General features: G+C 60.2%; 29 protein-coding genes and 1 pseudogene. 24 read left to right on the top strand and 6 right to left on the bottom strand.

Annotation, left to right across the window (positions count from 1 at the left end; genetic code table 11):
* Positions 1 to 25: 25 nt before the first annotated feature.
* Positions 26 to 1,036: an integron integrase gene (locus AC3WJB_RS03580; protein WP_492678786.1), complete on the bottom strand. Its 1,011-nt coding sequence runs from the start codon at positions 1,034 to 1,036 to the stop codon at positions 26 to 28.
* 168 nt (positions 1,037 to 1,204) lie between these two features.
* On the opposite strand from AC3WJB_RS03580, the gene AC3WJB_RS03575 reads away from it, so the two are divergent.
* The 10 genes from AC3WJB_RS03575 (at position 1,205) to AC3WJB_RS03530 (ending at position 7,769) form a co-directional block, all read left to right on the top strand.
* On the top strand, positions 1,205 to 1,567 hold the full coding sequence (locus AC3WJB_RS03575) for a GFA family protein (RefSeq protein WP_492678784.1): 363 nt from the start codon (positions 1,205 to 1,207) through the stop codon (positions 1,565 to 1,567).
* Between the two features lie 92 nt (positions 1,568 to 1,659).
* On the top strand, positions 1,660 to 2,127 hold the full coding sequence (locus AC3WJB_RS03570) for a hypothetical protein (RefSeq protein ID WP_492678782.1): 468 nt from the start codon (positions 1,660 to 1,662) through the stop codon (positions 2,125 to 2,127).
* Positions 2,128 to 2,226: 99 nt separating this feature from the next.
* A complete protein-coding gene (locus AC3WJB_RS03565; protein WP_492678780.1) occupies positions 2,227 to 3,147 on the top strand; it encodes an AbiTii domain-containing protein in 921 nt (306 codons plus the stop codon).
* A 74-nt stretch (positions 3,148 to 3,221) separates the two neighbouring features.
* A complete protein-coding gene (locus AC3WJB_RS03560; RefSeq protein ID WP_492678778.1) occupies positions 3,222 to 4,103 on the top strand; it encodes an SMODS domain-containing nucleotidyltransferase in 882 nt (293 codons plus the stop codon).
* 6 nt (positions 4,104 to 4,109) lie between these two features.
* Positions 4,110 to 4,661 (top strand): SLATT domain-containing protein, encoded by a 552-nt coding sequence (locus AC3WJB_RS03555; protein WP_492678776.1) that lies wholly within the window; start codon positions 4,110 to 4,112, stop codon positions 4,659 to 4,661.
* 56 nt (positions 4,662 to 4,717) lie between these two features.
* Positions 4,718 to 5,221, top strand: coding sequence for a hypothetical protein (locus AC3WJB_RS03550; RefSeq protein WP_492678774.1), 504 nt, complete (start codon positions 4,718 to 4,720; stop codon positions 5,219 to 5,221).
* Positions 5,222 to 5,287: 66 nt separating this feature from the next.
* Entirely contained in the window at positions 5,288 to 5,863 is a 576-nt protein-coding gene (locus AC3WJB_RS03545) for a hypothetical protein (protein WP_492678772.1), read from the top strand.
* 73 nt (positions 5,864 to 5,936) lie between these two features.
* On the top strand, positions 5,937 to 6,293 hold the full coding sequence (locus AC3WJB_RS03540; protein ID WP_492678770.1) for a transposase: 357 nt from the start codon (positions 5,937 to 5,939) through the stop codon (positions 6,291 to 6,293).
* Positions 6,263 to 7,099, top strand: a complete 837-nt coding sequence (locus AC3WJB_RS03535; protein ID WP_492683054.1) for an IS3 family transposase — start codon at positions 6,263 to 6,265, stop codon at positions 7,097 to 7,099. The genes AC3WJB_RS03540 and AC3WJB_RS03535 overlap by 31 nt, the downstream gene beginning before the upstream one ends.
* Before the next feature lie 394 nt (positions 7,100 to 7,493).
* Entirely contained in the window at positions 7,494 to 7,769 is a 276-nt protein-coding gene (locus tag AC3WJB_RS03530) for a hypothetical protein (protein ID WP_492678768.1), read from the top strand.
* A gap of 56 nt (positions 7,770 to 7,825) precedes the next feature.
* Here the strand turns inward: AC3WJB_RS03530 and AC3WJB_RS03525 are convergent, their stop codons facing one another.
* The 3 genes and pseudogenes from AC3WJB_RS03525 to AC3WJB_RS03515 form a co-directional block, all read right to left on the bottom strand.
* On the bottom strand, positions 7,826 to 8,110 hold the full coding sequence (locus tag AC3WJB_RS03525) for a BrnA antitoxin family protein (RefSeq protein WP_492678766.1): 285 nt from the start codon (positions 8,108 to 8,110) through the stop codon (positions 7,826 to 7,828).
* Positions 8,070 to 8,255: a BrnT family toxin gene (locus AC3WJB_RS03520; protein WP_492683052.1), complete on the bottom strand. Its 186-nt coding sequence runs from the start codon at positions 8,253 to 8,255 to the stop codon at positions 8,070 to 8,072. Before AC3WJB_RS03520 ends, AC3WJB_RS03525 begins: the two co-directional genes overlap by 41 nt.
* A gap of 490 nt (positions 8,256 to 8,745) precedes the next feature.
* Positions 8,746 to 9,003: pseudogene (locus AC3WJB_RS03515) on the bottom strand (IS110 family transposase); the annotation flags it as partial.
* 109 nt (positions 9,004 to 9,112) lie between these two features.
* Here AC3WJB_RS03515 and AC3WJB_RS03510 point away from each other — a divergent pair.
* The 4 genes from AC3WJB_RS03510 to AC3WJB_RS03495 all read left to right on the top strand — a co-directional run bounded on the left by AC3WJB_RS03510 (position 9,113) and on the right by AC3WJB_RS03495 (position 10,963).
* Positions 9,113 to 9,562 (top strand): GFA family protein, encoded by a 450-nt coding sequence (locus AC3WJB_RS03510; protein ID WP_492678764.1) that lies wholly within the window; start codon positions 9,113 to 9,115, stop codon positions 9,560 to 9,562.
* 70 nt (positions 9,563 to 9,632) lie between these two features.
* On the top strand, positions 9,633 to 10,115 hold the full coding sequence (locus tag AC3WJB_RS03505; protein WP_492678762.1) for a GNAT family N-acetyltransferase: 483 nt from the start codon (positions 9,633 to 9,635) through the stop codon (positions 10,113 to 10,115).
* 74 nt (positions 10,116 to 10,189) lie between these two features.
* Positions 10,190 to 10,570, top strand: coding sequence for a YkvA family protein (locus AC3WJB_RS03500; protein ID WP_492678760.1), 381 nt, complete (start codon positions 10,190 to 10,192; stop codon positions 10,568 to 10,570).
* Between the two features lie 111 nt (positions 10,571 to 10,681).
* On the top strand, positions 10,682 to 10,963 hold the full coding sequence (locus tag AC3WJB_RS03495) for a DUF4242 domain-containing protein (RefSeq protein WP_492678758.1): 282 nt from the start codon (positions 10,682 to 10,684) through the stop codon (positions 10,961 to 10,963).
* A gap of 595 nt (positions 10,964 to 11,558) precedes the next feature.
* On the opposite strand, the gene AC3WJB_RS03490 is transcribed toward AC3WJB_RS03495, so the two are convergent.
* A complete protein-coding gene (locus AC3WJB_RS03490) occupies positions 11,559 to 11,690 on the bottom strand; it encodes a hypothetical protein (RefSeq protein ID WP_492678756.1) in 132 nt (43 codons plus the stop codon).
* On the opposite strand from AC3WJB_RS03490, the gene AC3WJB_RS03485 reads away from it, so the two are divergent.
* The 8 genes from AC3WJB_RS03485 (at position 11,689) to AC3WJB_RS03450 (ending at position 16,003) form a co-directional block, all read left to right on the top strand.
* Complete coding sequence (locus tag AC3WJB_RS03485) at positions 11,689 to 12,129, top strand: pyrimidine dimer DNA glycosylase/endonuclease V (RefSeq protein WP_492678754.1); 441 nt, start codon at positions 11,689 to 11,691, stop codon at positions 12,127 to 12,129. The genes AC3WJB_RS03490 and AC3WJB_RS03485 overlap by 2 nt on opposite strands.
* Positions 12,130 to 12,143: 14 nt before the next feature.
* Positions 12,144 to 12,311 (top strand): hypothetical protein, encoded by a 168-nt coding sequence (locus AC3WJB_RS03480; RefSeq protein WP_492678752.1) that lies wholly within the window; start codon positions 12,144 to 12,146, stop codon positions 12,309 to 12,311.
* 258 nt (positions 12,312 to 12,569) lie between these two features.
* Entirely contained in the window at positions 12,570 to 12,953 is a 384-nt protein-coding gene (locus AC3WJB_RS03475) for a hypothetical protein (RefSeq protein ID WP_492678750.1), read from the top strand.
* Positions 12,954 to 13,043: 90 nt separating this feature from the next.
* Positions 13,044 to 13,442, top strand: coding sequence for a hypothetical protein (locus AC3WJB_RS03470; protein WP_492678748.1), 399 nt, complete (start codon positions 13,044 to 13,046; stop codon positions 13,440 to 13,442).
* An 87-nt stretch (positions 13,443 to 13,529) separates the two neighbouring features.
* Positions 13,530 to 13,883 (top strand): VOC family protein, encoded by a 354-nt coding sequence (locus tag AC3WJB_RS03465; RefSeq protein WP_492678746.1) that lies wholly within the window; start codon positions 13,530 to 13,532, stop codon positions 13,881 to 13,883.
* A gap of 232 nt (positions 13,884 to 14,115) precedes the next feature.
* Positions 14,116 to 14,514, top strand: a complete 399-nt coding sequence (locus AC3WJB_RS03460; protein ID WP_492678744.1) for an ACT domain-containing protein — start codon at positions 14,116 to 14,118, stop codon at positions 14,512 to 14,514.
* 200 nt (positions 14,515 to 14,714) lie between these two features.
* Positions 14,715 to 15,137 carry a hypothetical protein gene (locus tag AC3WJB_RS03455; protein WP_492678742.1) on the top strand — a complete coding sequence of 141 codons (423 nt, stop codon included), beginning with the start codon at positions 14,715 to 14,717 and terminating at the stop codon, positions 15,135 to 15,137.
* A gap of 236 nt (positions 15,138 to 15,373) precedes the next feature.
* A complete protein-coding gene (locus tag AC3WJB_RS03450; protein WP_492678740.1) occupies positions 15,374 to 16,003 on the top strand; it encodes a dihydrofolate reductase family protein in 630 nt (209 codons plus the stop codon).
* A gap of 58 nt (positions 16,004 to 16,061) precedes the next feature.
* Here the strand turns inward: AC3WJB_RS03450 and AC3WJB_RS03445 are convergent, their stop codons facing one another.
* Complete coding sequence (locus AC3WJB_RS03445; protein WP_492678738.1) at positions 16,062 to 19,340, bottom strand: WD40/YVTN/BNR-like repeat-containing protein; 3,279 nt, start codon at positions 19,338 to 19,340, stop codon at positions 16,062 to 16,064.
* Positions 19,341 to 19,540: 200 nt separating this feature from the next.
* On the opposite strand from AC3WJB_RS03445, the gene AC3WJB_RS03440 reads away from it, so the two are divergent.
* Positions 19,541 to 19,918, top strand: coding sequence for a VOC family protein (locus tag AC3WJB_RS03440; RefSeq protein ID WP_492678736.1), 378 nt, complete (start codon positions 19,541 to 19,543; stop codon positions 19,916 to 19,918).
* Between the two features lie 46 nt (positions 19,919 to 19,964).
* A complete protein-coding gene (locus AC3WJB_RS03435) occupies positions 19,965 to 20,342 on the top strand; it encodes a YdeI/OmpD-associated family protein (protein ID WP_492678734.1) in 378 nt (125 codons plus the stop codon).
* The last annotated feature ends 81 nt before the right edge of the window (positions 20,343 to 20,423 follow it).

The raw sequence follows: 20,423 nt of genomic DNA, 5'->3' as shown, positions 1-20,423 counted from the left end.
GGGCTGACGCCCGGCAACTTCGGCGTCAACGGTCCAGCGGGCTCAGTACGCCCTGGCCGCCGCGATTCAGTACGTGGGTGTAGATCTGGGTCGTGGCCACATCCTTGTGGCCAAGCAGTTCCTGGATCGTGCGCAAGTCATAACCAGCCTCAAGCAAATGCGTAGCAAATGAATGCCGTAGCGTGTGGCAGGTCGCCGGCTTGACGATACCTGCCCGCATCCGCGCCGACTTCACCGCGCGCTGCAACGCCGATTCATCCAGATGATGCCGCCGCTCCACGCCACTGCGTGGATCGACACTGCGTACCGACGCCGGAAATACATACTGCCAACCCCGCTCCAGCGACGCGTTCGGATACTTGCGCGCCAGCGCCTCGGGCATCCATACCCGTCCAAACCCTGCCACCTTGTCGCGTTCATGCACGCGCGCGACTTCCGCCAATTGCGCCCGCAACCGATCCGCCAGCGATCGCGGCAACATCGTGCGCCGATCCTTGCCACCCTTGCCCTCACGCACCAGGATTTCGCCGCGCCCGAAATCCACATCCTTCACGCGCAAGCGCACGCATTCCATCAGACGCATTCCGCTGCCATACAACAAGCTGCCCATCAACGCATGCGTGCCGCTCATCTCGCCGAGCAACGCTGCCACCTCGTCACGCGTCAACACCACCGGCAATCGCTGCGGCTTCCTCGCACGCTCGATCCCGTCCAGCCAAGGCAACTCCACCTCCAGCACTTGCTTGTAGAGAAACAGCAGCGCCGAAAGTGCCTGGTTCTGCGTTGACGCCCACACCTGTCCATGCACCGCCAGCGAAGTCAGAAAGCGCTCGATCTCTGCCGCACCCATCTCTGCCGGATGGCGCTTGCCGCTGCCCAGGATGAACCGGCGTATCCAACCCACATACGCTTCCTCGCTGCGCCGCGCCATCCCCCGCCGTCGCATCCTCGCCCGTACCTGATCCAGGAGCTTTGGCGGTTGTGGCGCCCCGCCATTTGCACCATGCCCCGCCTCGTGAAAGACTGCCAACGTCATCTCCGGTCCGAGCAGACACTGCGAGATTAGATTGCACCAAGGGGAACAAGTCGTTGATTTTTGTAAGCTGACGACCCGGAATCGAACCGGCACACCGGGCTAGGCGGCGGGGATTACACTGCTTTTTGAAATCTACTTAGCGTTAGGCGTCACGGGGAGGTTCCGGGCATGCTTAAAGGCTCTTGCCACTGCGGCGCCATCCAAATTGAGGTGCCAGGGCCTCCGCAGTCGCTCATAGACTGCAGCTGCTCCATCTGTCGCCGCAATGGCGCACTATGGGCGCTTTACCAAATTGGCGCAGTTCGTGTCATCGGCTCTCCGCCGGACACTAGCGAGTACATTTGGGGCACAAAGACAATCAAGACGGTCTGGTGCAGACATTGCGGGTGCGTGACGCATTGGGAGCCTTTGCATCCAGAGCCGGACGGTAAGCTTGGCGTCAATATTCGAAACTTTGACTCAAGTGTGGTGGTATCTGTACGCGTTCGCCGCTTTGACGGTGCAGACACATGGGCGTATCTCGACGAGTAGCTTCATTACTCATGCAGCGACGCCTAACATTTCGTTCAAGGCGGACGGCTGCGCCGCCGCTTAACTCTAGCGTTAGCGGCCAAGGGGGGTATATGGGCTGGGTGTCATACTTCGAAGACAACCTTGAACGGCTTCAAGATCACATCAGGAGCGCCGAGGGCTTGCTCCAGAATTCGGAAACGAGCAATGCGGAGCGCTCTACTTCTGCGTTGAAGACATTACTGGAAGCCAAAGCCATTCTTGACGTGATTCTTCAACACGTAGATTTGGCTACATCTCCAGAGCTAGATGCAGCATACGAGCTCAACATGTACAAGCGCAAAATTTCTGCTCTCGAAGCGGAGCTTGCTGCCGAGAAGCAGCGGGTCAGTAAATTGCAAGACGCAGCAGCGATGCAGTCCAAGAGGTTGGAAGCATCAAAAGAACATGTGTCTGGGTTGGTCAAGGACAAACGACGCGTTGAGAAAGAGTTTGAAAAAATCGTCAAGTCAGACTTTGCAGCCGCAGTTGATGTCTTCTCGTCGCCAGCAATGATCAAAAAGCACAAGCCCGATGCGTAGCGTGCGGTCCGCTAACAGTTCAGTCAAGCGGACGCCAAAACCGCTACGCGGTTTCGTCGCCGCTTACTTCAAGCGTTAGACGTCATTAGGGAGAGGTTCGTGGGGCTTCTGGCCGACATTCAGAGCGCCGTAGTTCAGGATCAATCTGACATTGCCCCCATCCTGCTAAGGCTCAGGATGCTTGCGGCTCGTCTTGGGAGTCAGCCGCTCGCCGAGTGGGTGAAACATGAGTCGGAAGGATATCCATTGGAGGTCGACGTCCCCGACTATCGCATCCTCGGCGTTAGCTACACCGCCACCTTTTCGGGGCCTTTCGGTTCTGGCATCAACAACGCGCCAATATCGCCTTACCTGATTGAAAAGTTCGCTGGAGAAAACTGGACACGCTTCAAAATGCGACAAAGCATCGCCGCTGTAGACGAGTTGCTCTCCAACTCTGAAAAAGGCGGCGTACTGCACATTGAAGCCTCTAATCTAATCTTGCTGTTGCAGGGAAAGGTTTATCAAGACTACGCATGCAATGCAGTCAAGGGCACTATCTCGCGCGCATCCTTGGCAGCAATCCGACACGCGGTTATGAACCGAATCCTCGAACTGACGCTCGAAATAGAGAAATCGGTCCCTGAAGCAGCGCACGTGTCCTTGGCAAACCCAGGCGATTTATCCGGTAGCGCAGCTGGGGTTACGACCCAGATAGCTCAGCAGATAATATACGGTAACTACACAGCAGTGTCCGCCCAAGGCGGAGCCAGCGTTTCCATCTCGATTAATACCGGCAATAAGGAGTCCCTGTCCAGATATCTAGAGCAGGCAGGCATTCCTGCTGATGACGCGCGTAACCTTGCCGATCTGGCATCTTCAGAAAAGCCAGAAAGCTTCGCCGAACCAATGGGACCGAGGGTTAAAGAATGGCTCCTACAAAACCTTAAAAAAGCAGGCAGTGGCACGTGGAAGGTCGGGCTGGCTGTTGCGACCGACGTCATTAAAGAAGCACTTTTGAAGTATTATGGATTGAAATGACGTCTAACAATTTGTTCAAAGCGGACGGCTTCGCCGCCGCTTAACTCAAGCGTTAGCCAACACAGGGGGAAGGTATGGGGCTTGCAGTATGGTTTCAGGCGTTCTGCTCGAATCTACAGGTTCGAGATGGCGGGACTATTTCCACCAGATACCAGAACATATCGAGACGCTTGAACACTGACTTCTGGGACACAACGTCAGCGACAGCTCATAGTTGGTACGTCGGATCTTACGGGCGAAACACAGCCGTCGCGGGGTTCAGTGACCTTGACATCATATTTCAGCTACCGTACTCGACCTACCAAACATATGATGCTTATACGGGTAATGGGCAATCGGCGCTCCTTCAGTCGGTAAAGACATCAATTGAGAAAACATACTCAAGGACGAATCTTCGAGCTGACGGCCAAGTAATCCAAGTGCCCTTCAATGACGGAATCACATTCGAGGTGGTGCCGGCTTTCCTTAACAAAGACGACAGCTTTACATTTCCCGATGCCAACGACGGCGGGAGCTGGAAGACGACAAATCCCAAGCCAGAACTTAGGGCAATACGGGATCGAAGCGGTACTACGAACGGAAATCTGATCCAACTTTGCAGAATGGCAAGGGCCTGGAAGCGAAAGTGGAGCGTTCCTATTGGGGGTCTGCTTGTTGATACTCTTGCTTACCAGTTCATTGAGAACTGGTCGCATAAGGACAAGTCGTATCTCTACTACGACTACATGTGTAGAGATTTCTTTGCGTGGATGGCTGCTCAGGACTCTACTCAAACCTTCTGGCGTGCACCCGGAAGCGGGCAATATGTCTACGGAAAGGGACTATTTCAGTACAAAGCGAAGCGCTGCCATAACCTGGCTTTGGAGGCCATAGAACACGAAATTGCGGAACCAAAAAAAGAATGGTCAGCCAAGCAACGCTGGCGCGATATTTTCGGCACAACGTTTCCGGAGTAACACAAAATGGATCTAAAGGTTCTGGAAGGTCAGCTTCGAGAATGCTACGGCCGCGCGGTCTATTCACATAAGACGCATGAGAAGTGTGCGGACATCCTCCTGAGTCGATTAGCTCTGGTGAAACGTTGGCAAATCATTCTCTCCGCTGCCGCAACGGGTGGATTTATTACAACCATTGTGGGTGGTGGTGTTACGGCTGCAATTCTAGGCGCATTAGTCTCCGGCACATTGCTTGTGCTGAATGTGTACACGAAGGACTACGATCTTGGTGAACTTGCTCAGAAGCACAAACAGGCGGCGAATGATATCTGGCTGGTGCGAGAGCAATATTTGTCACTTCTTACCGACCTCAGGAGCGAGGGGAAGGCGCCCGGAGATTTGCTACGTGAACGCGACAGGTTAGTTGCCGAGTTGCATTCTGTTTACGCGGGCTCTCCGAGTACTAACTCTGCCGCATATAAGAAGGCGCAGGAAGGCATACAGAAGAATCAAGAGATGACATTCTCTGACCAAGAGATCGATTCTCTTCTTCCCGAATCGCTCCGTAGTGGCGGCTAACAAATCGTTCAAGGCGGACGGCTACGCCGCCGCTTAACTCCAGCGTTAGAGCACACATGAACGATCACGCCTTGCGGATGCTGAGAGACGCAGAAGATCGGCTCAATGACGCGTCGATTCTCGCCACCAATTTGGGCACCTGTTCGGACGCCGCATCCTTACTTAGAGTCTTGGCCTTTGAAGTTCTCCTAAAGAGTGCGGTCGTTGTAAGCGGCGGCACGCCACCCAGGTCGCACAACTACTGGACCCTTTGGCAGTCTCTTCCAGAGTCTGCCCGAGGCTCTGTTTTGGCCGTGGCGGTAGACCGCATGCCCGGCCATACGGATTTCTCTAACCTCCAGTTGCTTCTCGTCAACTACCGCTTCGTCTTTGAGCGAGCCCGCTACTTCTATGAGTTCTATGAGGGCTATACCCTTCAGGAACAAAAAGAGCTCGGAGACCTATGGGTCAGTCTCGGATCGCTCGAGGCAGAGGCCGATGTACAGTACAAGCCAAATGAGCTCACCTGCCTTACCGATGGCCTCCTTGCGTACGTCAAGGCGACGCTCCAAGTCAGCTAAGGTGCGCTCTAACCAGTCATTCGAGGCGGACGGCTTCGCCGCCGCTCAATTCCAGCGTTACCGGCCATGATTAGCCTCGACGAAATATTGGAGCGATGGATTCCGTACCGGCTTCAGGCCATAGAAACGCTGCAGTTTGCATGGGATTGGATAGTGGAATCGGATGCACCCCGCGAGGTTGTCGTGCTGGTTGATGGGCACAAGAAGCTACAAGGCAACGTTGCGGCCATTGCGAACCCAATGATCGAGATTGGCTTCATACATGCCCGCGCGCTGCTCGAATTCTTGGGCTTGAATGCGCATCGGGGCCGCTTGGTACAAATTACCAAGCGCCGTCCCGGCGATGTGGCGGTGGAGCACTACTCAACGCCAACAAAGCCTCTGTCAAAAGCCAGCCCAGCCAGTGCACTCGCAGCCTATCCGGGGCCACGCGAGGAAGCGGAAGGAGCACTGGTTTCAATATTTGAGCTCACAAACAAGCTGGCTGCACACATCACCGACGGCCTCTGCTCCGAGCGGTGGACCGACAAGCACTTGGATATTGCATGCCGCGGCATTCCCGTGTTGGTGCACAATCACCTGTATGCCAAACTTGACCGTCCAGCTCCAGTGGCTCCGCAAGCAATACCGCATGGCCGCTAACAACTCAATCCAACGGATGCGATAGTTCCTACGCTTTAGTGGACACCCTGAACTAACATTTCAGGAGTGCCCCATGCCCAAGCCAGGTCCGCGAACCACGACCCGCTACAGCAACGAATTCAAGGCCACCGCCGTGCGCCTGAGTGAGCTCCCTGGCGTGCGCGTGCAGGAGGTTGCTGCATCGCTTTACATCCATCCTTTCATGTTGTCTCGTTGGCGAAGACTAGCGCGCGAGGGCGAGATCATGACGAAGGGTGTGGCGGTCGATCCGGCGGTGTCCGCCGAACTGAAAGAGTTGCGTCGGGTGAAGAAGGCCTACGAGCAGTTGAAGCTCGAGCATGACCTTTTAAAAAAAGCGATCGCGTTCACTTCCGCTCGAAAAGCGAACGCTTTGCCTTCATCGAGCAGCAGCAAGAAAGCTACCCGGTGAGGCGCCTGTGCCGTCTGTTCGGTGTCAGTGCCAGCGGGTTTTACGCCTGGCGGGATCGCCCGGCCAGCGAGCGTGCCTTGGACGATGCCCGGCTGATCGATCGTGTGCGACAGGTGCATCGAGCGAGCCGGGAGACCTACGGCAGTCCGCGCGTGCATGCCGAGCTGCGCAAGCAAGGTGAATCCGTCGGCCGCCGCCGGGTCGAGCGGCTGATGCGTGATCACGCAATCAAGGCCTGTTCGGCCACGCTGTATCGGCGCCTGCCCGGACTGGGCCGCTTCTTCGCCAGTGTCGGCAACCAAGTCCATGCCACAACGGTGGAGCGCATCGACCAGGTGTGGGTCACCGATGTGACGTACCTGAAAGTGGCCGGCACCTGGCGCTATCTGGCGACGGTGATGGATCAGTATTCACGCCGCCTGCTGGGCTGGTCGCTGGGCAAGGAAAAGTCGGCCGAGCTGACCCGTCGAGCGCTGGTTGCGGCCGTGCGCCACCGACAGCCTCAACCCGGCACGATGGTGCACAGCGATCGCGGCGTCGAGTTCCTCGCCAGCACCTTCAAACACGCCTTGGCCAAAGCCGGTTTGCTGCAGAGCATGAACCGCCCCCGTCGCATGACCGACAACGCGCACATGGAGTCGTGGAACAAATCCATGAAGTCGGACATGTACCACCGCCAACACTTCACCGACGATCGGACGCTGCGCTCGGCCTTGCGCAGCTACATCGATTTCTACAACCAGCACCGTTTACACTCGGCCTTAGGCTATCGTTCACCGATCGAGTTCGAGGCCCAGTGTGTTTGACCAATGGTGTCCACTTTTTCGTAGGAACTCTCCACTCAACCGCTCCGCGGTTTCGCGCCGCTAAATTCAGGCGTTATGCGTCATCTATCACCACTTGAGGAGTACAACATGGCAGATCAATCAGTGAGCGTGTCAGGCCCCGTCACAATCGAGTCGGACTCAGTGCATCGCGTTGCATTCGATCTAGCTATGGTTGTTATGCGTAACGAGCGCGCAAACGGCAAAGCTCAGCAAGATCGGGAATACTGGCTTACCTTGTACAGCCAATGCCTAAGCGCTGTTCATGGCGGTGATGTGGGCCGCATACTCGGCAAGAAATGACGCCTAACAGTTCGTTCAAGGCAGACGGCTTCGCCGCCGCTTAACTCTAGCGTTAGGCTTAATAAGGGGGCTTATGAAGGGCGATGAATACATCCGTGGCAAGTCGATCGATGACTTGTTGGCCGCTCTGTACACAGACGCTCAAGTAAACAGCAAGGTATGGGAGCAGCAGCGCATGGCAGTCGTCGCACGATCTGCCCAAGAGGTGGCTGGCTCGATCCGCGAGTACACGGAGTCCAACAAGGTGCTTTCGGGTCGCCTACTTTGGCTCAACATAATTCTAGGCGTCTTTACGATTGTCGGCACAATTCTCGCGGTCTGGTCGCTGGTAGCTGCAGGCCGCGCCTAACCACTCGTTCAAGGCGGACGGCTTCGCCGCCGCTTAACTCAGCGTTAGGCCCGCAATCAGCTTGCCGCATCACGAAACGCCTTCAAAACGGCGTTCATTCGGGTTTGCCAGCCGATACCTTGTGCGCGGTACCACTCCAGCACGTCATGGTCCACGCGCAGGGCAATCTGTTCTTTGCGTTCTTCCGGCGGCTTGGCTGGCCGTCCGCGCTTTGCGCGCAGTTCTGCCACGCCGCGGTGCGCGGTGGCGCCTTGCCAATACTTCAGCGTCGCCGCTTTGCTCTTGGGGTCGTACGGCACGTCAGATTTGGGGGTACGCTTGGTAGTACGCTTCACGTTCATAGGGTTCTGCCTCACGGCACGAAATCAGTCGGGGTCCGTCCTCACGGTCGGTCCACACCAGCACAACCACGCGGCCATGCGCCCAGCCCAGGCTCACCAATCGTTGCTCGCCGTAGTCTTTCCGGTCGTCTTCGCGGGTAAGCATCGGGCCATCAAACGCTTCCATGCAGCCGGCCAGGTCAACGCGTGCTTGCGCAGGTTCTTGCGGCGCTTGGCGGGGTCATGGCTCATGCGTAATTACCGTATATGCACTAATGTAGGGTTGCAAGGCCCGCGTGGGCTAACATCTCCTTAGGAGACTTCCCGTCAATACCACGCGCTTGATGCTCTTGCCTTGAGCTTTCAGGCGTTCGCTGGTGAAGGTGTTGCCGTTGTACGGGTGCTGCTTTGCCAGTTTGATGCGGACGGCAACGCTGCCAGACCGCATTTCCTTAGACGGCCTTGTTGCATCGGTGTGACTGATGCGGACCAGGGTATAAACCGCGCCCGGAGACCTCATTCGTTCAACGGTGTCGTCGGTGTTCGGGGATCAGCCGAAACACGTTTGGACGTCCAGAATGTTAGTCAGGTTCTCTCCGGGTGGGTCTGACCCGTTGTCTACCACTTCGTGCTGGCGGTGAAGCGAAATCAGTCCGTCACGCTGTCTGTGTTGAACGATGCATCGGGTGATGAAGGTTGGCACAGGGGTCGCAGTCCACATCGCGCGCAAGCATCACCCACAACTGGCGGGCGTGTTTGTTCGCGATGGCCGCCATGACCTTGCCGAACGGTAGCCGTGAGGCCATTTGGCGTATCCATACTTGCTCCGGCGTGGCTTTTTCCGCGGCGACGGCTTTGGTACGCTGCAGGCTGCTGCGTGCTCCCTGAATCAACGGCGTGCGCAAGTAGCCATCGCAAGCTTCCCCGTCAAGTAGACAGTTAGCGTGGCAGAGGGAGCTTGCCACGCTATTTGCTCCGCTACATGAGTCGGCTTAACTTCGGCGTTAGGCAGCAGGCGCAGATATGGCTCAAGCCGACCGGTCAATGACAGTACACGGCAGTTGTCACTGCGGTCGTGTGCAGGTCGAATTCACTACCAGTGTGGAGCTTGCAAGCACGACACCTCGGGCATGCGACTGCGGCTTCTGCCAAAAACACGGTGCCGCGTACATTTCGGATTCATCGGGCATCCTTCGCATCACCGCTACAGAGCCAAATGCTCTCCAATCCTACCGTCAAGGTTCAAAGCTGGCGTGCTTTCAGCTGTGCAGTCGTTGCGGTGTACTGGTTGCCGTGATCTTCGAGCACCAAGGCAACACTTATGGTGCCGTCAATGTCGGCTGCCTCGATGAGCGTTTGCTCTTTGGTACTTCTGTCCCCGCATCGCCGCAGCAGTTGAGTCCAGAGGAAAAAGTATCAAGATGGTTGCAGGTGTGGGTTCCGGGCGTGCAAGTTGTAGGCCCTGGTGCCTGACGGTTCAGCCAGTGGACGCCAAACCCGCTAACGCGGGTTCGCCGCTGCTTGCCTCGGGCGTTGGTCGGCCATGGCACCTTCAGAAATTATATTGAGTCAAGTGGATAGTCCTGCGCTGGTTGCGACAGCTCGCGGACTCTTCCGCGAGTACGAAAAAGCAATTGGCACCGACCTTGAATATCAAGGATTCGCTGCGGAGCTCGCAGCGTTGCCTGCTCCGTATATGCCACCCGGCGGTGCATTGCTCATAGCACACGTTGGCGCGGACGTGGCCGGCTGTGTTGGCCTGAGACCCATCGACACCCTGACCGGCGAGATGAAGCGCTTGTATGTCCGCCCCGTTCACCGGAGCCTAGGGCTCGGCAAGCGCCTGGTAGGCGCGATGATCCAGGCTGCACGCCAAGCCGGCTACAGGGAGCTTCGCTTGGACACCCTGTCGAGCATGGCCTCGGCTCAAGCGCTCTACCAACGGCTGGGCTTCCTCGAAATTCCGCCGTACAACAGCTCGCACCTTCCAGGCACCCGCTTTTATGCACTCAAGCTGGCCCCCTGACAATTCACCCGGGCGGACGCCAAAACCGCTGCGCGGTTTCGTCGCCGCTTGACTCAAGGGTTAGACGAGGAGCCATGTTCTCTGCCCTCAAAAGCCAAGCCCAGCGGCTCAGGCAGCACACGCTTACCGTTTACTACGCCGCGCGCGATCCGCGGACGCCGTTATTAGTCCGGGTTCTTGCGTTGCTGGTCGCAGCATATGCACTTAGCCCCATCGACCTCATCCCCGATTTCATTCCTGTCATTGGCTACTTGGACGATCTGGTCCTGGTCCCGCTGGGCCTGGCCTTGGTCGTTCGTCTCACACCGCCCGAGGTCCTCCGCTCGGCCCGCGCGCGCTCCCAGGAAGCCTCCACCAAGCCGGTCAGTTATCCCGCCGCGGCATTTGTCGCAGCAGTCTGGGTCGTCGTTCTATGGTTCGTCGCCCGGTGGGCGCTCCGTCTGGCGCGTGTCTGAAGTCGGCACTGCTTCGCGGCGCGGCTGCCGTACGCTTGCGCCGCCCCTGTACCCGCCTTCTGCTACCTTGCATCCAGTGGTACCCATCGTTATCCAACGCAGGAGAAGACCATGCCACAGTATCTGATCGAGCGAGAGATCCCGGGGGCCGGCAATATGTCGCCGGAGCAGTTGCGCGATGCCTCGGCGCATTCCAATTCGGTGCTGTCCAAGCTCGGGCCGGATATCGAGTGGGTGCACAGTTACGTCGCTGGCGACAAGATCTACTGCGTATATAACGCGCCCTCCGAAGACCTCATCAAGTTGCATGCGGAGCAGTCCGGGTTCCCCGCGAACCGGATCACGCGGGTGAGCGCCGTGATTGACCCATCCACGGCGGACACTGCGGGCTGAAGCCTGGCAATCCGTTCGCGGCGCGGTTTCACCCCAGCGTCAGGCACCAGAAGAGGCAGGATGGATCGCACCCAAGCCATGGATTTCGTAAAGACCCACGGCGTCGTTCTCGCATCCGCGAAAGGGCCTGTTCCTTGTCTCACGGATGCAATCGCAGGAGAGCCCGTTCGAGGTAGTTGGTGGGCGCATCCAAAGGGCAAGGAGATATTCCGCATCCTCCAAGGCTTGGCGGAGTCTGACGAGGTATTGGTTTGCAGGCTGTGTGGCGGCAAGGTCACTTATGTACATCGCCGCCTATGGCCTGCGCTCGTGCGGGCCGCTGTGCACTTCAAACCGGAGCAATTGGCGAAGATCCGGGAGGAGCACACTGTGTCAGGCAAGCACGTCATACATGAAACCGCCTACCCTGGCTGGGTTCCGGAGGAGACAAAAATGGCGGCTGGCAAGCTCACAGAGTCTGAGGCGTTGCAGCAGTTGGGTAGGTGCACTGGTGCCTGACATCTCAATCCAACGGTCGCGCACCCGCTGCACGGGCTCGCGCCGCTGATTCCGGTCGTCAGCTGGCGGAGGGTGAACTTAATGCGCCCGAAGGGTGTCAGGTCTGGTTGATTTCAAGCACCACCACGCGGTCATGCGCCCAACCCAAGCCCGCCAGCCGCTGCTCTCCAGGAAGGCAACCTGACACCGTTTCGCGGTTGCTGCCCTTGAACGTCAGGCGCCGTGCCATGCGTTTGTGGTCACTCCACCCGAGGTATCTCGATCCGCAAGGCCTGGTTGCCTTGTGGCGCGAGGCGTTGCTGGCCAGGGCTGTCCTGCGTGGCGAAACACGTGGGTACCTCCACCATCCGCAGCTGGAACGGTTCCGGGCTCATGCGCAGCCACGGGTTGCGATCAACTCGTACCTGGTTGCGGTCTATGCCGAGGCGGTGGCGCGCGGTTATGCGTTCGACCAGGCCAAGCTGGGGCCGGCGCGGGTCGCACAGCCCATCCCGGTCTCCTCCGGCCAGCTCGCATTTGAGTGGCAGCACTTGCTGGACAAGTTGGCCAAGCGCAGTCCCGACAGGCATGCCCAGTTGCAAGGCATCGCTGTTCCCGCTTGCCATCCCCTGTTTCGTCGGCGGGCTGGGCACCTGGCATCATGGGAGCGGGCGCACCGTGGCGACTGACACGGCGCCAGTGGGTGCGCTGCGCGCCCGCCAAGGGCGAAGCAGAGGTCACCATTTCGCCTGGGTTTCTCGCCAGCACGTTCAAGATCGACTTCTACGATCACCACCGCTTGCACTCGGCCTTGAACCACGAGTTGACGATGACAACGGCTGGGCTGCTGTTCCTCATCCGTGGACGCTGATTGGAATGCCTGCCTCTCCTTCATTGAGGCCGCACGCTCACATGCGTGCTGGATCGACCGGGTCAGGCAAAGGTCGCCTTGGCCCCTTGCGCTCGGCCTTGGGGTATCGTTTACCGATCAAATTCGAGGCTCAATGTGCTTGACCTACGGTGTCCACTTCTCGTAGGAACGCTCCCGCCAAGTGCCACGCGGTTCGTCGTCGGCCGAGCTTCGGCGTCAGGCCGCACAACTTACCGCATTGCCAGTTTGGAGAAGCCCATGTTGCGCAAGATCGCTTCGGTCCTCTTTCTGCTGACGGCGCTGGTCATCGCGCTCGGCGCCCTCGGCCACGACTCGCACGCGGCGAGGCTCGCCATCGAACTGGGCAAGCAGCCGCTCGACGCGCACGAAGCCAAGGTGATCATCCTGGTCTGGCATTTTGTCAGCGGCTGCATGATCGTGTTTGGGGCGCTATGCGCCTGGGCATGGTGGCGTGCCCGTCGCGGCGAGCGCGGCGCGTTCTTTGTCAGCGACCTGATTGGCCTGTTCTACATCGTGACGGGCCTGTTGTCTGTCTGGTACTCCGGCAACGTTTTCTTCTGGCTGTTCTTCGTGCTCGGCGCGCTGCTGATCATCACTTCACTGCCATTGCGACGCGCCTGAGGAAGCTCTGAACAATTCGCTCTTGATCGTCATTCCGCTCCGCGGCCTGCCGGCGGATGAACTCAGGCGTCAGATGCTGAAGGAGGGGTCATGGCGGGCGAGGTCGCACTCAAGGCGTTTGGCTTGTGGCTTGTCATCCTTGTGCTCGCGGTGGCGAACGGTGCTCTCCGGGAAGCAGTGCTTATCCCCAAGCTGGGCAGTGCTCCGGGCCTGATCCTCAGCGGCGTGCTCTTGTCTGGCCTGGCCCTGCTGGTCGCGTGCCTGGGCTTGCCTTGGCTCGGCGCGCAAGGCTGGCGGCTCCTACTCATTGGCTTGGGGTGGCTGGTCGCAACGCTGGTCTTCGAGTTTTCGTTTGGCCTCCTGCGAGGAAAGCCGCTCCACGGGATCCTCGCCGCGTACACTTTCAAAGGTGGCAACATCTGGCCCCTGGTGCTGGTCGTCGTTGCACTGGCGCCCTGGTTCGCTGGAAAGCTCCGGGGCGCAGCGTAGTGTGTGTAGCGCCCAACCCTTCATTCGAGCCGATCCCGCATTGCGGGCCACCACCCTGATGCAGGCGTCAGACCTCAGGAGACAGCCATGCCGCGACATGAGAAGATCAACTACGTCGAGTATCCGTCCCGCAACCTTGCGGCGACGAAGCGCTTCTTCGGACAGGCGTTTGGTTGGGCGTTCGAGGATTACGGCCCCGACTACGCCGCATTCTCCGACCAGGGGTTGGACGGCGGCTTCTTCAGGTCTGACCTGGCAGCCCGTACCGAGACTGGCAGTGCTCTCGTCGTCTTCTACAGCGAAGACCTTGAAGCTACGCTTGGCAAGGTCGAAGCGGCTGGCGGCAAAGTGGTAAAACCCATCTTCGCCTTCCCAGGTGGCCGCAGGTTCCACTTTATCGAGCCCGGCGGCAATGAGCTGGCCGTATGGTCCGGAACCTGATGCCTGGAAATCATTCAAGCCGACGCCATTTCGCGGCGCGGCTTAATACTGGCGTCAGGGAAATTCTGAACAACATGTTTTTGATCGTCATTCCCGCGAAAGCGGGAATCCAGTGCCCTTTAACTTCAACAGCTTGACCTCACTGGATCCCCGCTTGATCAGCCTTCGGCTGTTGAAGAGCGCCTCGCGGGGATGACGCCGACAGATCAGAGTTTCCTTAGGAGGAAGGCACGTGATCAGTGACCTCGGCACCCTCCTCTCGAACATGCAGCCAGTTTTGAATCCTGGCCGCTTTGCTTTCGTGGTCCTGCCACCTGGCTCCGGACCCGGCCTCAATTCAATCGTTGCATCAGTCCGTGAGCCTGAAGGTCTTTCCGTTGTCCTGCCCGAAGAAGTTGCCCTTGACCAGGGTTTGCCCGTTGTCTTCACTGCGGCGTGGATTACGCTCACCGTCCATTCGGATCTTTGGGCTGTGGGCCTCACTGCCGCATTCTCCACTGCACTCGGGCAAGCGGGCATCAGTTGCAATGTTGTGGCAGGAATCCATCACGACCATGTGTTCGTCCCTGTAGAGCAGGCGCAAATGGCCATGGATGTCCTGGACGCATTACAGCGATCCGCCGCCGCCTGAGCGTTCGTTCAAGACAAATGGCAATGCCGCCCGCTCCACTCCGGCGTTCACTGGGTGACCAGACGTTTGCCTGTTGAAAAGCGCCTCCCGCCTGGCCGGCCCTTCGGCCGTTGAAAAGCGCCTCGCGGGAATGACGATATAGAGTCGATCAGCGTTTCCTTGGGGTTCCAAACAAGCCGTTCGCAATCGGGAGAAGTCGGATGAACGCATCGCCCAAGTGGTTCAAGATCGTTGCCATCGCAGCCATCGTTTGGAACTTGCTCGGCTGCCTCGCCTTCGCCTCCGAACTCAATCTGTCTCCGGAAGACGTCGCCAAGCTTCCAGAATCCCAACAAGCGCTTTACGCTGCTCGCCCCGCTTGGGCAATTGTCGCCACAGGGACGGCGGTCGTTGGTGGCGTACTTGGTTGCGTCGGCCTGCTTTGGGGCAAGAAATGGGCCTTTCCCGCCTTGGCAATTTCTTTGATTGGCATCCTGGTTCAGGATTTTGGCTTATTCGTTCTCGTAGGCGGCACGACATTGGCCGGCTCTGCAGCAATTGTCATGCAGGCAATGGTGCTGGCCATTGGTATCGGGCTGGTGCTTCTCAGCCGAAAGGCCATTGCCTTGGGCTGGCTGACCTAGTCACAGCTGCAAGCACGTCAACGGTAGCTGATGATTTACAGGACGCCCCGAACGGCAATCCAAAGTGAAAGCGGGCTCTTTGCCACCCTCGATAGTGGAAACCCGTGTGCAATCCTGTTCGGAATCCAGGATGCAAAGCGGGTCGACACGGGTGCAAGGAGGATCGTTCGAGCAGATGCACGTAGTGCCTGCCGCTCAAGCATCAGGCCCACATCCCACCACGCGAGGCGAGAAGCATGAGCAAAGTATTCGTCAACGTTGCACTCAGCCTCGATGGCTACATGGCGCCGGAAGGAATGACCATGGAGAACCCCGGGTACAAGGACTGGGGCGCGAAGTGGGGTGCGCTGATGGCCTGGCTCCTCAATCAACGCTACTTCCGCGAGAACCTCAAGTTCGGACCGGGCGGAGAGACCGGCCCGGTCAACGACCTGGTTCGCAGCACCACGGAGCGCATCGGCGCCAACATCATGGGCAAGCGGATGTTCGACCAGGGCGAGCGTTCCTGGCCGGAGGAGGCTCCGTTCCACACACCGGTATATGTCCTTACCAATGTGAAGCGCGAACCATGGGTGCGCCCTGGCGGGACGAGCTTTTGCTTCATCAATGACGGCGCTGAGCATGCCCTGGCGCTGGCTCGGGAAGCTGCAGGCCGTCGCGATATCCGTATTTCGGGTGGAGCGGACGTGATCCAGCAGTACTTGAACCTCGGCGTGGTCGACGAACTGGAGATTGCCTTGGCACCCGTGTTGTTCGGCGGCGGGCGACGGCTCTTCGAGGGGCTGCACGAGCCCCTGCCACAATTTCGCATCGACAAGGTGCTCGATGGTCCGGCCGCCACCCACTTGCGCTACGTGCGCAAGTGAGGCGAAATGCCGGGGCGTTCAGTTCGATGAATGAACCCGACCCCATCTCCATCCGCGGTTACTGGGGGATACCGGCCACGCCGTTGGACTTGGCGACGGCATTGAAGGCCACGACATCTTTTTGCTGGAAGGCATCGGCTGCCTGGCGGATGGAAGCCAGGGTCTGCGCCAGCGCCTCGTTCACTTCCACCTGCGCGGCGGTGGGGCCGAGCTCGGCGCCGGTGTTGTAGCGGCCGCTGTCCTGCAGGTTGTTGTAGAGCGAGCCCAGTTTCTCGTAGAGCTGCGGGCTGCCCTGGAAGCTGATTTCCGTGCCGTTGCCGCCGCCCGCGAAAAAGAACAGGCGGCTCTCGATGGCCGCCGCCTTCGCGGACAGCGCGTTGGCTGCCTCCCTGACCGCGGCTGCGCCGTGTCCCTCGGGCAGCTTGGCCACCAGCGTGCCGACCTGTTTGCGCGTCGTCTCCAGTGAGTTGATGAGCTGCGCGGCCTGGTTGATCTCATCGGCGATCTGCAGCAACAACGCCTGGCCCGCGCGCATCGTGGTGGCATCGCCCCAGCTCTTGGGGTCGGGGAGCACCTGCAGTTTCGCGCTGCCGACCTGGGAGCCGCCCACGGCCAGACTCACGGTAAACGTGCCCGGCAGGATCCGCGGGCCTTCGGCCGGCGAGGGTCCGCCCCACACCACCAGCGGCCGCCCGGCGTCCGGGGTCTCGAGCCAGTCTTTTCCGGGCGGGCTGGTCAGCAGCGTCGCCTTGGTGAGCGGCGGGTAGCGCAGGTTCCAGGTGACGCGGTTCAAGCCGGGCTTGCCGTCCTCGTGCAGCACGCGCACGGTCTTGCCCGTGCTGTCGGCGATGGTGAGCGTCACGGCGGCGGCCGCCGGCAGGTAGTAATTCAAGTCCGCACCGTCTGCCGCGTTCTCGCCCATGGTGACGCCGTTCGGATAATCCTGGGCACTGGTGACCACGGTGCGGAAGCGATAGGCGGGACGTGGATCGAACAGGTGCGCGGTGCCGGCCTTCGCCACTTCGGGCCAGCCGCGCAACGCCGTGATGTCGTCCAGGATCCAGATGCCGCGGCCATAGGTCGAGACGACCAGGTCGTTGAAGCGCGGCTCGACCGTCAGCCAGCTCACGGGTGCCGGCGGGAAGTTGTTGCGCAGGCGCTGCCAGTGCGCGCCATCGTCCCAGGAAACATAGAGCGCGTTGTCGGTGCCGGCGTAGAGCATGTCCTTGCGCACGGGATCGGCCCGCACGACATGCACGAAGCTGAACTTGGAGTGTGGGATGTCCCCTGAAATGTTCGTCCAGGTCCTGCCGTAATCGGCGGTCTTGAAAATATAGGGAGCGTAATCGCCGGTGAGCCGCGCATCGGCCGACACGTAGGCCGTGCCGGCATCGACACCGGAGGCTTCCAGGTTGATGGTGCTGTCCGCCGGCAAGCCCTTGATGTTGCCGCTGACGTTGGTCCAGTGCTTGCCGCCGTCCCGGGTGAGCTGGACCTGCCCGTCGTAGCTGCCCGCCCAGATCACGCCAGCCGCCACCGGTGACTCGTCAATGATCGCCAGCGTGGCGGAACTGAAGGTCATGAGGTTGTCCGCGGTCAGGCCGCCTGAACCGCCGGTGTGTTTGCCCGTGGTCAGGTCCGGGCTGATGCGCTGCCAGTGCTGGCCCGCATCGGTGGTCTCGTAGACATACTGGCTGCCGACGTAGACGCGGTTATGGTCGGCAGGCGAGATCTCGATCGGGAACGTCCAGTTCCAGCGGTCCCTGGCCTCGGAAGGCGGCGCGCCATAGGTCGCCACCGGCCACACCGCCACGTTGCGCGTCTGGCCGGTGCTCCGGTCGGTGCGCATCAGGTCGCCGTTGTAGCAACCGGTCCAGACGATGTTGCCGTCGGTCGGATCAGGCACCCCGAAGCCGCTCTCGCAGCCCGCGTAGCCGTGCCAGGCGCTGGCGGGAATGAAACCGTTGCTGCCGAAACCGTGGGTGAGCACCCGGCTCGGCCCGATGACGCCGTCCGCGTCCTGGCGGTTGCCAATCACGTTGTACGGGATCGCATTGTCGGTATAGACGTGGTAGATCTGCGCAATCGGCAGGTCCACCACGGCCCAGCTCCTGCCGCCGTTGAGGGTGATGTCGCCCCGGAAGTCGTTCGCGGTCATGATCCGCTCGGGGTTCTTCGGATCGATCCAGATGTCGTGCGTGTCGCCGCCGACGTAGTTGCCAATCTTCGGGTCCTTGGCCGGAGCCGCCGCGGCGCCACGCCGGCTGTTGTTCAGCAGCGTGCGGCCGCCATCCCGCGACACCAGGAACGATTGGGAGACGAAGTAGAGATGGTCCTCGTTTGCCGGGGAGACGGCGAAATTCATGAAATACGCCGGGCGCACCGCAAGCTCGTTGGTCTCCTTGACCAGGGTCCAGTCCGTGCCGCCGTTGGACGAGCGGTACAGCAAGCCATCGCCCTTGGGGCCCTGCATGAGCACGTACACCACTTTCCCGTTGCCCGGAGCCACGCGCACCGTGACCCGGCCAATCATGCTGCCCTTGGCCGGCAGGCCGTGGCCCGCCACCCGCGCCCAGGTACTGCCGCCGTCGTGGGTGACGAACACGCCGCCCTCCGGACCACCGCTGTTCAGGTCCCAGGGCTTGATCTGCAGCGGCCACGCGCCGGCAAACAGGGTGTTGGGATCCTGCGCATCCATGCTGATCGAGGAGCAGCCGGTGGTGTCGTTGATCTTGAGGACCTGGGTCCAGGTCTTGCCGCCGTCCCCGGTGCGAAACACGCCACGCTCGGCGTTCGGACGGTAGGCCTGGCCGATGGCGCAGGCGTAGACGACCTGCGGGTTCTGCGGATCGACGATGATCTGGGCGATGTGCCCGGTCTCGTCCAGGCCCATGTGCTGCCAGCTGGCCCCGGCGTCGGTGGACTTGTAGATGCCGTCGCCGAAGCCGGTGTAGCCGCGGATGATGTACGACTCGCCGGTGCCGGCCCAGACAACGTTCGGGTTGGAAGGGGTGACCGCGAGCGCACCGATCGAGGCCGCGTCCATGGCATCGAACACCGGCTTGAAGTGGACGCCGCCGTCCACGGACTTCCAGATGCCCCCGGACGCTGCGCCGTAATAGAGCGTGCCCGGATCGCCCGGCACGCCGACCACGGCATCGGCGCGGTTCCCCATCGGGCCGAGGTGCCTGAAATGCAGGGCGGCAAGTCCGTCGTCCGGTGCTGGAGCCGCACTGGCGACCGTGGGCTGGAAAAAGCCCAAGCCGGCAAAAGCCAGCGCGGTGAAGAGACGAAGGCCAAGATCGGCCAAGCTGCGAACCGCGCCCTTGTCAGCCATGCTGTCATTCCCCCGGATTGCCCCGGCCAATTCTACACACGGCGGTCCGCCACGCATGGATTCGCGCGGCGACACGGAAATCCCGGGGTCGGTACGATCCGCTCATCTACCCTGGCCACATGGCGGTAGCGAGACAGGCAACCCGCCACGGTCGTACCGTAGCGCGTATCCCTTGGAGATCACCGGCGAGGATTCCTTCCATGCACCATTCCAGACTTTGCGCCCTGCTGATTGACTGCAATACCGGGGACGTCGACGAAGCCGCGGCATTCTGGGCCGCGGCCTTGGGGCGCGCGGTCGATCGTGGACACCCCGAGACGCGTGGCAACTACCGCATGCTGGAGACGCCACCGGACGAGCCCATCGTGCAAATCCAGCGCGTCGACCATGAAAGCCGCGTACACATCGATATTGAAACGGACGATATCCCGGCCGAGGTGGCTCGCCTGGAAAACCTGGGCGCCACGGTGGCCCGCCGCATGGAACGCTGGGTCGTGATGCAGGCGCCGACGGGGCAACGCTTTTGCATCGTCCGGGCGCAAACCCCCGGCTTTCTGGAAAAGGCCAACCAGTGGTAGCCAGGGCAGGTATCGTCTGCCCTGGACAATGCGAGGAACGCTTGGCATGACCGATTCACCCATGCCGGCCGGCACTGCGGACGCCGGCCCGTCCGCGCGGTCCCATGAACACACTGGGCGCGACGTCGAATCGCGGCATCGATCGGCGAACGAGGACCGAGGCAATGCACGGATGACTGCAAAAGCACTGCCGGCCGGCACGGTGCACAAGCTGCCGGCCGATTTCCGGGACGCCATCGAGGCGAACGCGACGGTCCAGGAACTTTGGCGCGACATCACCCCGCTCGCGCGGAACGAATGGATCTGCTGGGTCACGTCGCCCAAGCAGGCAGCCACCAGGCAGCGCCGCATCGCGGTCGGCATCGACAAGATGCAGGGAGGCATGCGCAGGCCATGTTGCTGGCCTGGCTGCCCGCACCGTTGAGGCCAAACCGGCCGGCACGAGCGACGGCAATCCGGTACGCTACAGTCGAAGACCAACGAGACGCGACCTCCGGAGTTCCCC

It is taken from the genome of Rhodanobacter sp. FW510-R10 (genome assembly GCF_058781105.1).
The sequence above is the reverse complement of the archived record's forward strand: the minus strand, read 5'-3'. Positions and strand labels throughout refer to the sequence as shown.

Bases quoted from the DNA above. Each gene is read 5' to 3' on its own strand.
- AC3WJB_RS03580 (WP_492678786.1), bottom strand. From the start codon at position 1,036: ATGACGTTGGCAGTCTTTCACGAGGCGGGGCATGGTGCAAATGGCGGG.
- AC3WJB_RS03575 (WP_492678784.1), top strand. From the start codon at position 1,205: ATGCTTAAAGGCTCTTGCCACTGCGGCGCCATCCAAATTGAGGTGCCA.
- AC3WJB_RS03570 (WP_492678782.1), top strand. From the start codon at position 1,660: ATGGGCTGGGTGTCATACTTCGAAGACAACCTTGAACGGCTTCAAGAT.
- AC3WJB_RS03560 (WP_492678778.1), top strand. From the start codon at position 3,222: ATGGGGCTTGCAGTATGGTTTCAGGCGTTCTGCTCGAATCTACAGGTT.
- AC3WJB_RS03555 (WP_492678776.1), top strand. From the start codon at position 4,110: ATGGATCTAAAGGTTCTGGAAGGTCAGCTTCGAGAATGCTACGGCCGC.
- AC3WJB_RS03550 (WP_492678774.1), top strand. From the start codon at position 4,718: ATGAACGATCACGCCTTGCGGATGCTGAGAGACGCAGAAGATCGGCTC.
- AC3WJB_RS03545 (WP_492678772.1), top strand. From the start codon at position 5,288: ATGATTAGCCTCGACGAAATATTGGAGCGATGGATTCCGTACCGGCTT.
- AC3WJB_RS03540 (WP_492678770.1), top strand. From the start codon at position 5,937: ATGCCCAAGCCAGGTCCGCGAACCACGACCCGCTACAGCAACGAATTC.
- AC3WJB_RS03530 (WP_492678768.1), top strand. From the start codon at position 7,494: ATGAAGGGCGATGAATACATCCGTGGCAAGTCGATCGATGACTTGTTG.
- AC3WJB_RS03525 (WP_492678766.1), bottom strand. From the start codon at position 8,110: ATGAACGTGAAGCGTACTACCAAGCGTACCCCCAAATCTGACGTGCCG.
- AC3WJB_RS03520 (WP_492683052.1), bottom strand. From the start codon at position 8,255: ATGCTTACCCGCGAAGACGACCGGAAAGACTACGGCGAGCAACGATTG.
- AC3WJB_RS03510 (WP_492678764.1), top strand. From the start codon at position 9,113: ATGGCTCAAGCCGACCGGTCAATGACAGTACACGGCAGTTGTCACTGC.
- AC3WJB_RS03505 (WP_492678762.1), top strand. From the start codon at position 9,633: ATGGCACCTTCAGAAATTATATTGAGTCAAGTGGATAGTCCTGCGCTG.
- AC3WJB_RS03500 (WP_492678760.1), top strand. From the start codon at position 10,190: ATGTTCTCTGCCCTCAAAAGCCAAGCCCAGCGGCTCAGGCAGCACACG.
- AC3WJB_RS03495 (WP_492678758.1), top strand. From the start codon at position 10,682: ATGCCACAGTATCTGATCGAGCGAGAGATCCCGGGGGCCGGCAATATG.
- AC3WJB_RS03485 (WP_492678754.1), top strand. From the start codon at position 11,689: ATGCGTTTGTGGTCACTCCACCCGAGGTATCTCGATCCGCAAGGCCTG.
- AC3WJB_RS03490 (WP_492678756.1), bottom strand. From the start codon at position 11,690: ATGGCACGGCGCCTGACGTTCAAGGGCAGCAACCGCGAAACGGTGTCA.
- AC3WJB_RS03475 (WP_492678750.1), top strand. From the start codon at position 12,570: ATGTTGCGCAAGATCGCTTCGGTCCTCTTTCTGCTGACGGCGCTGGTC.
- AC3WJB_RS03470 (WP_492678748.1), top strand. From the start codon at position 13,044: ATGGCGGGCGAGGTCGCACTCAAGGCGTTTGGCTTGTGGCTTGTCATC.
- AC3WJB_RS03465 (WP_492678746.1), top strand. From the start codon at position 13,530: ATGCCGCGACATGAGAAGATCAACTACGTCGAGTATCCGTCCCGCAAC.
- AC3WJB_RS03455 (WP_492678742.1), top strand. From the start codon at position 14,715: ATGAACGCATCGCCCAAGTGGTTCAAGATCGTTGCCATCGCAGCCATC.
- AC3WJB_RS03450 (WP_492678740.1), top strand. From the start codon at position 15,374: ATGAGCAAAGTATTCGTCAACGTTGCACTCAGCCTCGATGGCTACATG.
- AC3WJB_RS03445 (WP_492678738.1), bottom strand. From the start codon at position 19,340: ATGGCTGACAAGGGCGCGGTTCGCAGCTTGGCCGATCTTGGCCTTCGT.
- AC3WJB_RS03440 (WP_492678736.1), top strand. From the start codon at position 19,541: ATGCACCATTCCAGACTTTGCGCCCTGCTGATTGACTGCAATACCGGG.
- AC3WJB_RS03435 (WP_492678734.1), top strand. From the start codon at position 19,965: ATGACCGATTCACCCATGCCGGCCGGCACTGCGGACGCCGGCCCGTCC.